Annotated in this window: 12 protein-coding genes and 2 pseudogenes; 6 read left to right on the top strand and 8 right to left on the bottom strand. The window is 66.8% G+C overall.

What is annotated here, in order from left to right; genetic code table 11:
• Positions 1-814: 814 nt before the first annotated feature.
• Positions 815-1,471 carry a TetR family transcriptional regulator gene (locus tag ACFTZB_RS35860; RefSeq protein WP_378439146.1) on the bottom strand — a complete coding sequence of 219 codons (657 nt, stop codon included), beginning with the start codon at positions 1,469-1,471 and terminating at the stop codon, positions 815-817.
• A 773-nt stretch (positions 1,472-2,244) separates the two neighbouring features.
• On the opposite strand from ACFTZB_RS35860, the pseudogene ACFTZB_RS35855 reads away from it, so the two are divergent.
• Positions 2,245-3,218, top strand: a pseudogene (locus ACFTZB_RS35855) (DNA ligase).
• A gap of 309 nt (positions 3,219-3,527) precedes the next feature.
• Here the strand turns inward: ACFTZB_RS35855 and ACFTZB_RS35850 are convergent.
• Entirely contained in the window at positions 3,528-3,668 is a 141-nt protein-coding gene (locus ACFTZB_RS35850; protein ID WP_378439144.1) for a hypothetical protein, read from the bottom strand.
• Positions 3,669-4,242: 574 nt separating this feature from the next.
• On the opposite strand from ACFTZB_RS35850, the gene ACFTZB_RS35845 reads away from it, so the two are divergent.
• The 4 genes from ACFTZB_RS35845 to ACFTZB_RS35830 all read left to right on the top strand — a co-directional run bounded on the left by ACFTZB_RS35845 (position 4,243) and on the right by ACFTZB_RS35830 (position 6,842).
• Entirely contained in the window at positions 4,243-5,583 is a 1,341-nt protein-coding gene (locus ACFTZB_RS35845) for a zinc-ribbon domain-containing protein (protein WP_378439142.1), read from the top strand.
• Positions 5,584-5,775: 192 nt separating this feature from the next.
• Entirely contained in the window at positions 5,776-5,955 is a 180-nt protein-coding gene (locus tag ACFTZB_RS35840) for a YegP family protein (protein ID WP_378439140.1), read from the top strand.
• Positions 5,956-5,994: 39 nt separating this feature from the next.
• Complete coding sequence (locus tag ACFTZB_RS35835; RefSeq protein WP_378439139.1) at positions 5,995-6,165, top strand: hypothetical protein; 171 nt, start codon at positions 5,995-5,997, stop codon at positions 6,163-6,165.
• 200 nt (positions 6,166-6,365) lie between these two features.
• Positions 6,366-6,842 carry a hypothetical protein gene (locus ACFTZB_RS35830; RefSeq protein ID WP_378439137.1) on the top strand — a complete coding sequence of 159 codons (477 nt, stop codon included), beginning with the start codon at positions 6,366-6,368 and terminating at the stop codon, positions 6,840-6,842.
• Positions 6,843-6,940: 98 nt separating this feature from the next.
• Here ACFTZB_RS35830 and ACFTZB_RS35825 read toward each other — a convergent pair whose 3' ends face one another.
• The 5 genes from ACFTZB_RS35825 to ACFTZB_RS35805 form a co-directional block, all read right to left on the bottom strand.
• On the bottom strand, positions 6,941-7,372 hold the full coding sequence (locus tag ACFTZB_RS35825) for a pyridoxamine 5'-phosphate oxidase family protein (protein ID WP_378439134.1): 432 nt from the start codon (positions 7,370-7,372) through the stop codon (positions 6,941-6,943).
• 260 nt (positions 7,373-7,632) lie between these two features.
• Positions 7,633-8,280, bottom strand: coding sequence for a phosphate signaling complex protein PhoU (gene phoU, locus ACFTZB_RS35820; RefSeq protein WP_378439132.1), 648 nt, complete (start codon positions 8,278-8,280; stop codon positions 7,633-7,635).
• A gap of 201 nt (positions 8,281-8,481) precedes the next feature.
• A complete protein-coding gene (locus ACFTZB_RS35815) occupies positions 8,482-9,432 on the bottom strand; it encodes a hypothetical protein (RefSeq protein WP_378439130.1) in 951 nt (316 codons plus the stop codon).
• A gap of 241 nt (positions 9,433-9,673) precedes the next feature.
• Entirely contained in the window at positions 9,674-10,429 is a 756-nt protein-coding gene (locus ACFTZB_RS35810) for a hypothetical protein (protein WP_378439128.1), read from the bottom strand.
• A 660-nt stretch (positions 10,430-11,089) separates the two neighbouring features.
• Positions 11,090-11,239 (bottom strand): hypothetical protein, encoded by a 150-nt coding sequence (locus tag ACFTZB_RS35805; RefSeq protein ID WP_378439126.1) that lies wholly within the window; start codon positions 11,237-11,239, stop codon positions 11,090-11,092.
• A 363-nt stretch (positions 11,240-11,602) separates the two neighbouring features.
• Here ACFTZB_RS35805 and ACFTZB_RS35800 point away from each other — a divergent pair, with 363 nt between their 5' ends.
• Positions 11,603-11,920 (top strand): hypothetical protein, encoded by a 318-nt coding sequence (locus ACFTZB_RS35800; protein WP_378439124.1) that lies wholly within the window; start codon positions 11,603-11,605, stop codon positions 11,918-11,920.
• Between the two features lie 118 nt (positions 11,921-12,038).
• On the opposite strand, the pseudogene ACFTZB_RS35795 reads toward ACFTZB_RS35800, so the two are convergent.
• Positions 12,039-12,158 (bottom strand): annotated as a pseudogene (locus ACFTZB_RS35795) (MerR family transcriptional regulator); the annotation flags it as partial.

Here is a 12,158-nt window from a genome sequence, read left to right as displayed (position 1 = left end):
CCGCCGTCCGCTGCGCCCGGGTCGTCCTGGTGTCGTCGAGGATGGTGGCCACCGAGGAGAACCTACCGGTTCGTATGTGCGGTCGCCGGGCACTGCACTCCCGTTCCTGGATGGCGTGCGTGTCGGATGGGTGCGTGCGGCAACGGATCCCACCGCCCACGACCGGCGGTTTGGCTGATGGGAGCCGGTCGTCCCCCGAGGTTGCGGCCGGGAAGGGAGTCGGAGTGGAGTGAATTGTGACAATCGAGGGGGATAGATGCATGGCCGGCACCGTCCGTGGAACCCTCCCGACTACATAGATTGCCGGTATTTCTGTCTCCTGTGTCTCCCGTGCCCGAGCTCGTACAGCAGATTTCGTGGGCGTAGCACCTGGTGGAGAACCGCACCGCGACAACCCGGAGGACCGGCGCGGGCAACTCAGCGATGATCGCGCCTGCGCTCATGAACCCTTCAGGACCCTAAAACCGAACGCCGAGAACACCGGGGCGATCCTGACGTTCACCATCAGCCCCTCCCAGAAGTGGTGCCGGAATGTTCGGCGATACCGGCTGGTGTCACGGATGCGGAGTTCCTCACCCAAGCAGAGAGGTTCTCTTGACGTTCAGTGCTCGAGGTTCGCAGCCGGAGTGGTCTCGGTGCCGAACTGGGCTCTCATGCCAACGGGGCGGGAGCGTTGGGTGCGGAGCGTGCGCGCCAGCCAGGCTTCGTACTCGTACTCGCCCCATCCCGTTCTCGAACGAGATCGGCCCAGGTGCGACGGCAGGTTCGCGTCGCTTAAGAACACGGATCGAGAATTTCCCAATCCCAGGCCCGACTACGAATCGGGCAGTTCCGAACCGGAATCCGGCCATCCGTCCCTGGCGAACTTCTCCAGCCATTCGGGTGACGCCATCGCCGCGAGGAGCACCTCGAGCGATTCGACGAACCGTGCACCGAGGTCGCCCTCCAGCGCGGTCATGTCGGACATGTACCGCTGGCCGGCGAGGGACGCCGCCAGGACCCGGGTGAACTTCTCGGGGTCGGCGTCGGCGCGCAGCGACCCGTCCCGCTGGGCGCGGATCGCGAACTCGTGCGCGGCCCGCCCCCACACCTGCGAGCCACCGGACTGCACGTCCGGATAGAACTCGGGTTCGACGATCAACCGGAACTCCGCCCGCACGATGACACTCGAACGGAACAGCTTCGCCAGGTCGAGCACGAATCCGTGCAGGGCCTCGAAGGGCCCGATATCCGTGCGACTCGTCCACCGGTCGGTCAGGGCAGAGAACTGCTCCACCCCGGACTGGAGGACGGCGCGGGCGAGTTCCTCCTTCGACTGGAAGTGGAAGTACATCGCCCCTTTGGTGGCGTTCGAGCCCTCGAGGATCGTGTTGACCGACGCCGCGGCATAGCCGCGCTTGGCGAACTCGATCGCGGCCGACTCCACGAGTGCAGCGCGAGTGCGTCGCGCACGTTCCTGCTGACGTGGCATGACGGTGGAGCCCTCTCCCAGATGTAACCCCGCTCTTCGCCCCGCCGGGACGAGTAGGGAGCCATACTTAACAGTATCCCCGTTTGAAAAGAACCGACAGAGCGGTCTGTCGATCATGGAATCCTTGCTAGAAAGAAACCCAAAGACCTTTATGGAATCGAAATCAGACCTGCCAAAACAGACCAATTGGTATTATTGGGTCTTGGAGTGCCAACTGGCGTCGAACTCCGAACGCCGACGGATGGTGATCCGCTCAGGTTCTCGATTACGCCGTGCCGCAGGCGAGCATCGAGTTCGCGGACGCCGACAACGTGTAGTTCGCTGCTGAATAATTGGTCCAGAAGGAGTTCACCCTCATCCACTGCGCGCCGATCCAGCCGTGGGGGCAGACCGTTGACGACTCCAATCACCCGAGGGTCCGACCAATAGGCCTTTCGTCGTACCAGCCCTGCAGTCGTAGCGACAGTGGCCGGACCGCGGATCCCGATGACCTACTCGGCGTCCGTGTCGAGTTCGACGCAGTCGTGCAGACCCGACTTTCGGTACGCTCCGCACATGGGGTCGGGATACGCCCCGGGTGTCGACCGCCAAGCGGAACCTCGCGCAGCAAATCGGCGCCGCTCACCATGGTGGGGACGGACCAGGCGACGTAGCTGTGTGCCGCCACGCTCACGCATCGCGGCAACCCGGCGGCGGTCAAGGACACACGACCGCGGCCCGGGTCCTGAACCTTCCGCCTGCGTAGCTCGCAGGTCACGGGCACAATCGGGCGTATGCGGCTGATCGCGCCCATGCTGGCCACGGCCGGCACTCTCCCGGACGACACGGCGGAACGGCCGTGGAGTTTCGAGATGAAGTACGACGGGTGCCGGATCCTGGCTTCGGTCGGCGGCGGTAGCGAGCCGGTGTTGTGGACTCGCAACATGAACGTGGTGACGCCCTCGTATCCGGAGATCGCCGATGCATTGGTTGCCGCGTTCGGCGGCCGCGGGCGGATCGTCCTCGAGGGGAGGTCGTGGTGCTGGATCGGGGCAAGCCCTCCTTCGGGCTACTGCAGAGGAGGATGTCCACAGCCCGAGCCACGAAGCCGCTGCAGAAGCGAATACCTGTGACATTCTTGCCCTTTGACGTCTTGTCGCTCGACGGAGGCGATCTCACGAAGGCGTCGTATCTGGATCGGCGGGCGGAGTTGGCCGAGCTGGATTCGATCATCCAGGACGTCGGCGGCCTGCCCGTCACCGTCCCACCGTTCTGGGAGAATCAGAGCAGCAAGATCATGCTCAATGCCGCCAGAAGTGCTGGGATGGAGGGGGTTTTGGCCAAGAGGTCGACTTCGATCTACCTTCCGGGTCAGCGGAGCAGATCCTGGATCAAGCACGTACTCCGCACTCGTAGTTCGGTTTTGGTGATCGGTTTCGTCGGTTCGAGCCGTTCGGTCGCGGCGCTGATCCTCGGAGCGTACGACGCCGAGAATCGGCTGGTCCAGGTGGGTTCGGTGTCCGCCGGCCTCACGACCTCCATGCGCCGACAGTGCCGGGACGAGTTCCGGCCGCTGGAACGGGCTAGCAGCCCTCTCACGGACCCGTCAGCGGCCGCGGAGACCTTCCCCGGTGTTGTGTGGCTGGAGCCTCGCCTTGTCGTGGATGTGGCGTACAGGGCCTTCTCGGCGGGTGGACTCCGACACCCCAGCCTGCACGGCCAGCGCTACGACGTCGACGAGCGATCGGTGCGGGTGGAGGACCTGTAGGGCAGGTCCAGAGGAAAGCCGCCGACACCTTCCCCGATGTCAGCGGCTCCTCATCCCCGATTGTCCCGAGAACGCTACGCAATGTAGGTCTTACCCGGATCGGGGGTGACAGTGACGCCATATCGCCTCTCGGCAAGTGGTCGCTCGCAGCGACTTTTCTGGTGTGGTACCCGGGGTATGTGCGCCACTGTCAGCGGGTTCAACAGACGACTAACCGGGAGTATTCCGGTGCCGATTCGGCGAGGGCCACCACAGGCACGGGCTCAACCCCCGCCCGCGATCGGGGGCGTCATTAAAGACCCGCTCGGATCAGATGAGCACGTACTTGATGCCCTCGACGGTAAGGCGGATGCTCTCGCCGTCCTCACCGAGGGCGGTGTCGTCGATGTCGTCGCCCATCTCGTTGCGGGGGCGGTGGTCGTGCCGACCTCCTAAAACCTTGCGTGCCACAGATTTCACTCCTCGAGGTCTTCGGTACGGACCAGATGACAGTACCGATCTGCTGCCTGCGCCCGCGGCAGATGGAGGAGACCTGGGAAACACACGCGCCTGGACAGCGGTCGCGTCGACGACACTCCGGCGGACCAGCTACGACACGCCCGGCCTTTGGCGCTTTGTTAGGCTCAGCGATGCCCGCTAGGGCATCGCTGCTGGTCAGGACCCCTACTCCCTCACCTGCGCCCAGTGAATCTGATCTAACGTTCGCAGTCATGACGAACTTCCAGGCCCTGTACGTGACTCGCCGAACGGTCGAAGATGTCCTCCCGTTCCCGGCCAGAACGCTGTCCTTACTGATGATGCTGAGCGCCGATCGCCGCCCTGGTCCCCGGTCCATCTCGTCCACGGGCGTGATCGGCCGGATGACCGTGAGCAAGCACTTCTCGCCGGCCTGGGAACGTTCGTCCTCGGGTTCACGGCCTGGCTGGCGCAATTGGCCCCGGGCACCGCGATCAGAGTGTGAGGACGGGGTGCCGGTGTGTGCCCGAGAGTGTTGATACCGAAGAGTGAGCCTCGAGGGGGGCGTGTGCATTTCAAAGAGAAGCACCCAGAGTTGTTCCGCCAGCTACATCCGACCCGCAATACCGGGGTCGATCTCGACTCGACCACGAACTCGTCCCACGAGATGCTGTGGTGGCGCTGTCCCGCCGGGCACGAGTGGCGCGAAACACCGCTGCAACGGCGATCACCGGCTGCGTGGAAGAACGGGGACCTGCACGCCTGCCTGTACTGCGTCGCCCCCGGCGCCATCGTGCACAGCTGCGGCCACCGGCGGTTCCATCCCTCCGAATCCACCTTCCGGGTGCTCGCCCACCCGTGCCACAAGTGCGAGGTCACCGAGCACGCACGCCTGATCCTCGACGCCCACGACCAGTCGGCGGCCGCCGCGGCCGAAATCCTCGACGCCAGCCCCCTCTACGCCCTGTTCTGCGCCAGGGCGGCCGACACCGTCGAGTGGTGGGATCAGATTTTTCCCCTGGTGGAGGCGTACTTCGTGCGGATGGTCAGCGTGTACGTCGCCATCGCGGCCGTCGAGCATCGACCGGGATTGAGCGAACCGGCCGGGGGCCTGCTCGGCGCGTGCATGCTGCGCATCCTCGACGCGCTGCCACCCCGCTACCGGGAGGAGATGCACGCGGCCGTACCGGACGATGCCGGCAATCTCCATTCCACGTATCTCCCCGGCCAGCATGGCAGCGACACTGGTTGGGGCCTGAAGAAACTCGGCTTCGACATCCGAGATACACCCCTGGACGGCGATATCGAGCGGCGCCTGCAATTCTGCGAGCACCAACGCTTCACCGCGACCGGTGAGCTGCCCCCGGTCAGCCTCGCGGACCGGCACTATCCCCCGTTCACCCATCTTCCCCGGGACCGCGAGAGCGGGGCGTCGTCCGAGCTGCGGGGATTCCGGCCGAAGCAACCCCCAGCGCGCATCACCGCGGTCCGGGTCACGCTCGCCGAGTCCTGCCCCGCCGATCCCGACGACCCCCTGGGCCGGACACAGGTCGGGTACGCCCCCGGTCTCACGCCGACGGAGCTGTGGGAGCGCGGCCGCGGGGTGTGGAAGCTGCGTGCCGATCACGTCGCCGCCTCGACGATCATGCTCATCGTGTTCGACAGAACCGTGGTGCTGGTGGGCTCGGTCACCGGACTGACCCTGCACCGCGGCGGTCTGGCCATTCTCGGTGAACCCGTTCCCGATCACCCTCTCATCGGGAGGCCCGACCCGATGTATACACCGAATCCTCTTGCGCACGGCGTCATCAGGGGTGAGGTCGACCGTGGTGGGAGGGAGTCGGAGCACCGCACCCGTTTGCCACCGTGGCGACCCGCACCCATCGCACTGCCCCGCACGGCGTCGTAGCGGTCGGTGTCGTCAGGTCGGGGTGGGTGGACAGGATGGGCCGGGCCTGCGGGGACGGATGAGGACACGAGGGGGACACCCGCCGGAGCGGCTGTGCGCGCGAGAGTCGTTCGTTCGGCCGCCGATGGGTGATCGGTCGGCCTACCGTGAGTGTTGTCCGTGACCACCGAAGACCATCCCTGAGGAGGGGCGATGACGGCGAAGTTCGAGCTGTTCAAGGACACTGCCGGACAGTTCCGGTTTCATCTCGAGGCCGCCAACGGTGAGATCATCGCGGCCAGTCAGGGCTACACCTCGAAGGCGGCGGCGCAGAATGGAATTGCGTCCATCAAAGCCAATGCGGCAACAGCCGCCACCGAGGACCTGACCTAACACCAGAACTCGCACCTTCCGCCCGAGGACGGTGATCGGATGACTACCCATGACTTAATCCGTCGCTGGGTTGCCGAACAAATGCGCCTCGACCCCGCCACGGCCGGGCCGGCCGAACTCGGCCACCTCGACGAGGTCACCGCGGCGGCCGAAGCCGGATACGTCCGCGCTCTGCTCCGCCTCCGCGAATACCGCCCGCTGGTCGGATGAGCGCTCCGCTGAGGCCGGCGGAGCTCACCGACCCGGCTGCGGGCGCAGCGGGATGTTCAGCCAGCATCGCCCGAGCGTTTCGCGATGAGTGGCGAGTGGACCGGCAATGACGACCTCCCGCCCGGCGGCGGAGCGTACGGACTCGAGGCCCGCTCCACGAATGGATTGCACCGTGTGACGATGAGGGGGTGAGGATTTGGATGCTGGTCGACCTCGAACCGGGATACGAGCGCCTCCAGCCAGGAGACCGGATCGACGCCACCACTGCATGGTGTCGGCCCGAGATGCTGCCGGTGGAGATGGTGAGCTGGGACGTCCCCGTCGACGTCGAACGCGTCGCCGGACACCGGCCCGGCGACGTCGACTGGATAGCGCACAGCAATGACAACGTCTCCGCTCTGCTCTCGGACTGGAAAGAATCGAAGGGTCCCACCGCGATCTCCGGCGCTCTGGTGTACGACAGATATTTGCACTTGTCTCACCAGGTGGTGCCGAGGACGCGTGGTCGGATCCTTCGCCGCGCCTCGATCACCCGACACGCGAACCGCCGCCCGACCCGTCGCGGAGGCTACGTGGTGGACCCGTCGGGGCCGCCTACGTTCACCGAGCGCCACACCGTACCGGCGGACCGGATCGTGACGTGGGACTGCGTGGAACTCGACACCGGCGACGAGTAGCCCGTCCGTGGGACACACCCCTTGCCCCTGGGCGTCATCACGGGTTGGTGTGCGGAGTCTGTGGTGCGCCGTGGGACGGTGAGCATCCGGTCAGGGTTTCAGCGGAGGTCGCCTGCGGGACGGAGCAGGGTCGTTCGCCGACCGGTGAGAGATCCGATGTCGATGACGAGGTAGCGAACACCCGGAACAGCACTCCACGGCGCTCGGGCGGGATCGTCGAACCCGGCGAGATCGTCGGTGCCGAAGTGAAACCGGGATCGCCCGATGGCGAGAACCGTCCATCCTGTGCGCGTCGAGGGCGCGATGGAGCCGGCCTCCAACGCCAAGATGGTGTCCTCGAAGCGGTCGAACCACGGATCGTCCCCGGTGGGGATGACGATTTCCCCGTCCGGGGCGGCGAAGGTAACCGGCCGCACCGCCGGGAGTGCTCCTTCGGTGTAGACAAGCCGGCCACAGGGAATCGACCGCAGAAGACTCAGGCACTCACCGGTGGTGAGGGGTCCATCCGCCGACTCCGGGCGCGAGTGCATGCTGTCATGTCCTGACCGAAGCACATTCCGACACCTCCAGCATCGCCGGACGGTACCGGGCCGAGACAGGGGACAAGGTCACCACCTGCGCCTCCCGGCACACAGGGATCGCAGCCCTGTCGACGCCGTGGCCACACACGTCCTGTGGTCGATCCCGCTACCGGGAGTAGCGACCAGGCGAAGGAGTGTGACGACTCCACCCCTCCTGACACCGTCCCCCGGGGGTAGTAGAGGGTTAGATGCGCAGCGCCGCCGAACGGTTACGGCGTCAGCGGTTCTCCGGTCACCAGGAAGATCACCCGGCGGCCGACCACCACGGTGTGGTCACCGAACCGCTCGAAGAACCGGCCGAGCAACGTCGCGTCGACCGCGACGGTCACGCCGCCGGTCCACGCCGGGTCCTGAATCAGCTCCAACAGCTGACGATGCAGGTCATCGAGCTCGTCGTCACGTCGATCCAGTTCCGCGGCCAGCTCGGGATCGTGGGTCCGCAGCACCTGCTCCGCCAGACTCGCCAACCCGCCCGCCAACCGGCCCATGCGGCCGAGGAGTTGTTCGGCCTCCCCGGTGGTGACGTGGTGCGGGTGCCGGCGGCGCACGCTTTCGGCCACATGCTGCGCCAACCCACCCATCCGGCTCAGGTCCGCCACCAGGTGCACCCCGGTGACGACCTGACGCAGATCCCGCGCGACCGGAGCCTGCAACGCCAGCAACGTCATCGCCTGTTCCTCGCACGGGCCCCGCAACGCCTCGATCTGCTCGTTGAGGACGAAGACCCGTTCGGCCGCAGCCAGATCCGCCAGCACCAGCGCATCGGATGCCACCTCGATGGCCTGCCCCGCCAGGTGACACATCGACGCCAGCCGGTCGGTCAACGCCTCGAGCTGATCCTGAAACTTCATCCGCATCGGCATCATCTCCCTGTACCCACAACCGCTACCGCCCATCACACGGGGCCGATCCGCTCCACGATCGTCACATTGGACCGCTCTCTGTGCCATGTGCAGGCCCCCGGCATCTGCCACCACCGAGACGCCCGCGTCGTCGCCGCGGCTTCGCCCCGAGTCGGGGCACGGCAGCGGGCATCGGTGTGGTGTGCAGCGCCCAGGTCAGGCGCCGGCCCCGCGGCCCCCGGTTTGCCGGCGGAGTTCGGCGATCGTCTGCTCCGCGGCGCGCAGCGCGGTGGTCAGCGCGTCGACCCGGTCGGCGGCCGATTGCCGGACCTCGGCCAGTTGTGCGGCGTGATCGGCGCGCACCTGGTCGCGGTCCGTACGGGACTCGGTGCGCAGGTCGGCGAGTTCGGCGCGCAGCCGGTCCACATTCTCGCGGCCTTCCGCCGCGGTGGCCTGCGCCGTGGCGGTTTGCGTCTCGGCGCGGGTCCGGGCGAGCCGAGCCTCGGCCTCGGCAGCCGCGATCCGCTCCTCCGCGTCGGCCTGGACGCGTTCGAGTTCCGCGTGCGCCGCACGCTCCCGGGTCACCGCATCCTCCACGGCGGCAGCAGCCTCGGCCTGAATGCGCGCCAGTTCCGCGTACGCGTCCTCCGCGGCGGCGTCGGCCTCCTCCCGGGCCTGCTGATGTTCCCGCGCCCGGGTCTCGGCACCTAGGCGGCGCCGTTCCTCCTCGCCCCGCAACCGTTCCGCTTCGGCTACCTTCGCGAGCGCCTCGGCGTGCGCCTGATCGACCTCGGCGGCGACCGCCTCGACATCGGTCACCGAGGCGATCGTCTCGGTCATGGTTTCGAGGAACCCGCGGAGCTCCGCGAGACGGTTCGGTAGCTCTTCGAGCTGCACACCGAGGGTGGCCCGGGCCATCGACACCGGCGCCGACGCCCCACCGTCATCCCCGGCGACTGACGGTGCGGTCTGCCCCGCGCCGACGGTCGCGAGCCGTCGACGCTCCTTCCACGCGTTGCCCTTGTTGTGCACCAGGCCCCCGGGATCGGCCTGCCCGCAGTACTTGGACGGCCTGCCCGTCTTCGGATCGTCCAGGCTGGGCCGGGTGCATCCGCCGGGGAACTCGCACATGCCCCGGCGCGCGCCCTGGCCGTCGTTGGTCGTCACCGCACCGAGTCTACTCGTTTCGTCGCTTTCGCATCTATATCCCGTTTAGTTTCGTCTACTAGATACGTAACTCGGCTTCAGGTAGGTGAGATCGCGGGTGGCCGGCGCCCCGTTGCGCAGCTGCCGCCCCCCACCACGTCGACGGATGACTCGGACCGAGGGTGCAGGTCAGGGCACAATCACAGGTATGAGTCCGGCTGATCGCGCCTCGGGGTCGGGCGATCGATGTCGTGTGGGTCCGTTACTCGTCCGGTGCCGGCGGTTCGGACGCGGCCCGGAGCTGCTCGAGCGTCAGGGACACCGTGGTGCTGCGGACCGCACCGAGGCGGGAGCGTGCCACGGGGAGCGCTTCGAAGGCGGTCGACATGCCCAGCGCCCACGGCGCCGATTCGACCGGGGTCAGCCCACACCGCCCGAAGTGGTCCGCCAGCCGGCCGATGGCACTGTCGAGCGTGGCGATGTGCGCGGAGTCCGCGTCGGGATCTGTGTCGAAGGCGGGGGCGGAGCCGGTGCAGTCCGCCGGGTAGGGCCACGTGAGTACCATCCCGGTGGGCAGCATCCGATGAATCGTCTCGGCCACCAGCCACAGGCCCAGGTCGTGGCCCCGCAGGGGTTCGGTGACGAACGCGATGTTCGGGATCAGGACCGCCTCGGTGACGACGGTCAGGGTCTCGAACTGTTCCTCGACCTGCTCGGCGAGTTGATTGCCGTCGAACAACCCGGCCAGCATCTCGTGATCGCCATCGAATTGATCCAGGCACAATGCGATCGGATCCGCGGTGCCGAGACGGATCACCGTGAAGTCGAGTGAGCCGACGACCACGCCGCCTACGTCGTCGATGTCCACCGTCATCACCAGTTCGGCGAACCAGTCCAGGCAGGCGTCGAGGTCGCTGTGACCGACACTCCGGAACTTCACCCGCGGCGCAAACAGCTCGACGGCGCCCAAGCCCTCTTCCTCGGCCAGATCCGCCAACGCGGCCAGCGACAGTGACACCAGAAGACCTCCATCATCGGGCGGACCGAGTCCGAACCCTGCCACTATCGCGCATCACCGTGCCCTGGCGCCGAACAACCACCGTCGGCACCACGGAACTTCACCGCGACTGGCTGCCGCACCCCGGTAGGAAGAGTGTGCGCCCGGGTCGGTGCTCGTCGATGTCCGGTCGATCGACTTCGGGAGGATGCCGTGATACTTTAGGTCCACAAGGGAGCAAATGCTCTGGTGGGCAGCAGTTTTCGATCTTGCCGATAATCTATCTTATGACATTTTCGCTGGTGGGGGCGGATTGCGTTCTGCTCCAGTCATCACTCCGCGCCCGCTCATTTTACCCGGGCGAACTCGGGAGCCCAGACTGCAACTGGCGGAGCCGCCGATCATCGATCCGGCGAAGTTGCGGCGGCCGCCGACCGGCGTCACGTCGAGGCCGAGCGGTACCGTACCGGTTTCACCGCAGGCGCTCTCGGAGACGGGCCCCTCAGGTCGTGACCGCGACCGCGCCGACCGAGGCGCAACCGGGGCACAGGACACCGTCACCGATCTCCCACCCGTTCAACCGGGCCATCGCAGCGGCGAAGGACCGCTCGACCTCCCGCGACCGGTACACGTGATCGCAACGGCTGCACGAGAAAACGGTGTGCGGCGGGCGCATGGTTCTCACATCGCCTCCCGTTCACCGAACAGTATCTGCTGCCACCAGTTCGCCAGCGGGCTCGGCTCCGGCCAGCGCACCGGTTCACCCAGCACCAGCGGGACCTCGACTGTGGGATCACCCTGTTGCTGCTGATGTCGATCGTCGTGGCGCACAGCAGCACACCTCCCCTCGACTCCGGCACCCGTCACCCGACGAGCGCAGTCACTGTGCACACCAGAAATTAGCACTCGCCCCTCCCCAGTGCCAGTATTTGCCAGCCAGTTGCGCACGCATGGGAAATTGGTAATCAATGATTGCGAGCGCCAATGTCGACGGCATCGAGCCATAACCGAATCGGGACGCGCTGGCGCAGCGAAGGTTTGCTCTACCTCGTCGACGCGAGGTTCCGGTTCCGGTTGCGAGCGTGCGATGGCTGTAAAATAGCTCGGCTGGGCCGCCTGCGGTCCCGCCGATCTCGGTCGATGCTGTTGCCGCGTCGGCGGAGTCGCCGTTGCCCGGTCCGATGAAGGAGGATCATGACCACCGCCGCCCGTCCGTTCGCCTCCGAACCCGCGCGCAATTCCTCCCCCACTGCTCCCACCCCGCGCCGCGGGACGCGCCTGTCCGATGCGGCGATCATGTTCGGCGCCCTGTCCATCGTGACGTTCTGGTTATTCGGGTTCGGCATCATCCTCGGTGGGGCCGCCCTCGTCACCGGCGGATTGAGCCTTCGGCGCCCGGACGCCACCGGCAATGAATCCACATCCCTGGAAGCGCTGCTCGGCATGCTCGCCGGAGTGTTCGGCATCGCGGCAGGTCTGATGTTCCTGGTCTGCGCGCTACCCCATTTCTGACAACTCACGCGTGTGCGCACACCGACGTCGCCGTCCGACCGCGCCGCAGACACCATGATCCACCGGTCGAACGGTCCGGGATCACCCACTCGACCAGGCCTGGCGCGGCCCGTCACGGCGGCGGGCGTTGCGCGCGCAGCTGCGCGTTGTCGGTTTCCAGACGGGCGTTGTCGGCTTCGAGTTCCCCGGTACGGCGCTCGAGGTCGAGGACGTGGCCGATACCGACCAGGTTGACGCC

Origin of the sequence: Rhodococcus sp. NPDC057014 (genome assembly GCF_042673295.1) — a bacterium.
In the GTDB taxonomy this organism is placed as follows: domain Bacteria; phylum Actinomycetota; class Actinomycetes; order Mycobacteriales; family Mycobacteriaceae; genus Rhodococcus_F.
This window is presented reverse-complemented; position numbering and strand designations above follow the sequence as displayed.

Bases quoted from the DNA above. Each gene is read 5' to 3' on its own strand.
- ACFTZB_RS35860 (WP_378439146.1), bottom strand. From the start codon at position 1,471: ATGCCACGTCAGCAGGAACGTGCGCGACGCACTCGCGCTGCACTCGTG.
- ACFTZB_RS35835 (WP_378439139.1), top strand. From the start codon at position 5,995: ATGACTACCCATGACTTAATCCGTCGCTGGGTTGCCGAACAAATGCGC.
- ACFTZB_RS35840 (WP_378439140.1), top strand. From the start codon at position 5,776: ATGACGGCGAAGTTCGAGCTGTTCAAGGACACTGCCGGACAGTTCCGG.
- phoU (WP_378439132.1), bottom strand. From the start codon at position 8,280: ATGCGGATGAAGTTTCAGGATCAGCTCGAGGCGTTGACCGACCGGCTG.
- ACFTZB_RS35830 (WP_378439137.1), top strand. From the start codon at position 6,366: ATGCTGGTCGACCTCGAACCGGGATACGAGCGCCTCCAGCCAGGAGAC.
- ACFTZB_RS35800 (WP_378439124.1), top strand. From the start codon at position 11,603: ATGACCACCGCCGCCCGTCCGTTCGCCTCCGAACCCGCGCGCAATTCC.
- ACFTZB_RS35825 (WP_378439134.1), bottom strand. From the start codon at position 7,372: ATGCACTCGCGCCCGGAGTCGGCGGATGGACCCCTCACCACCGGTGAG.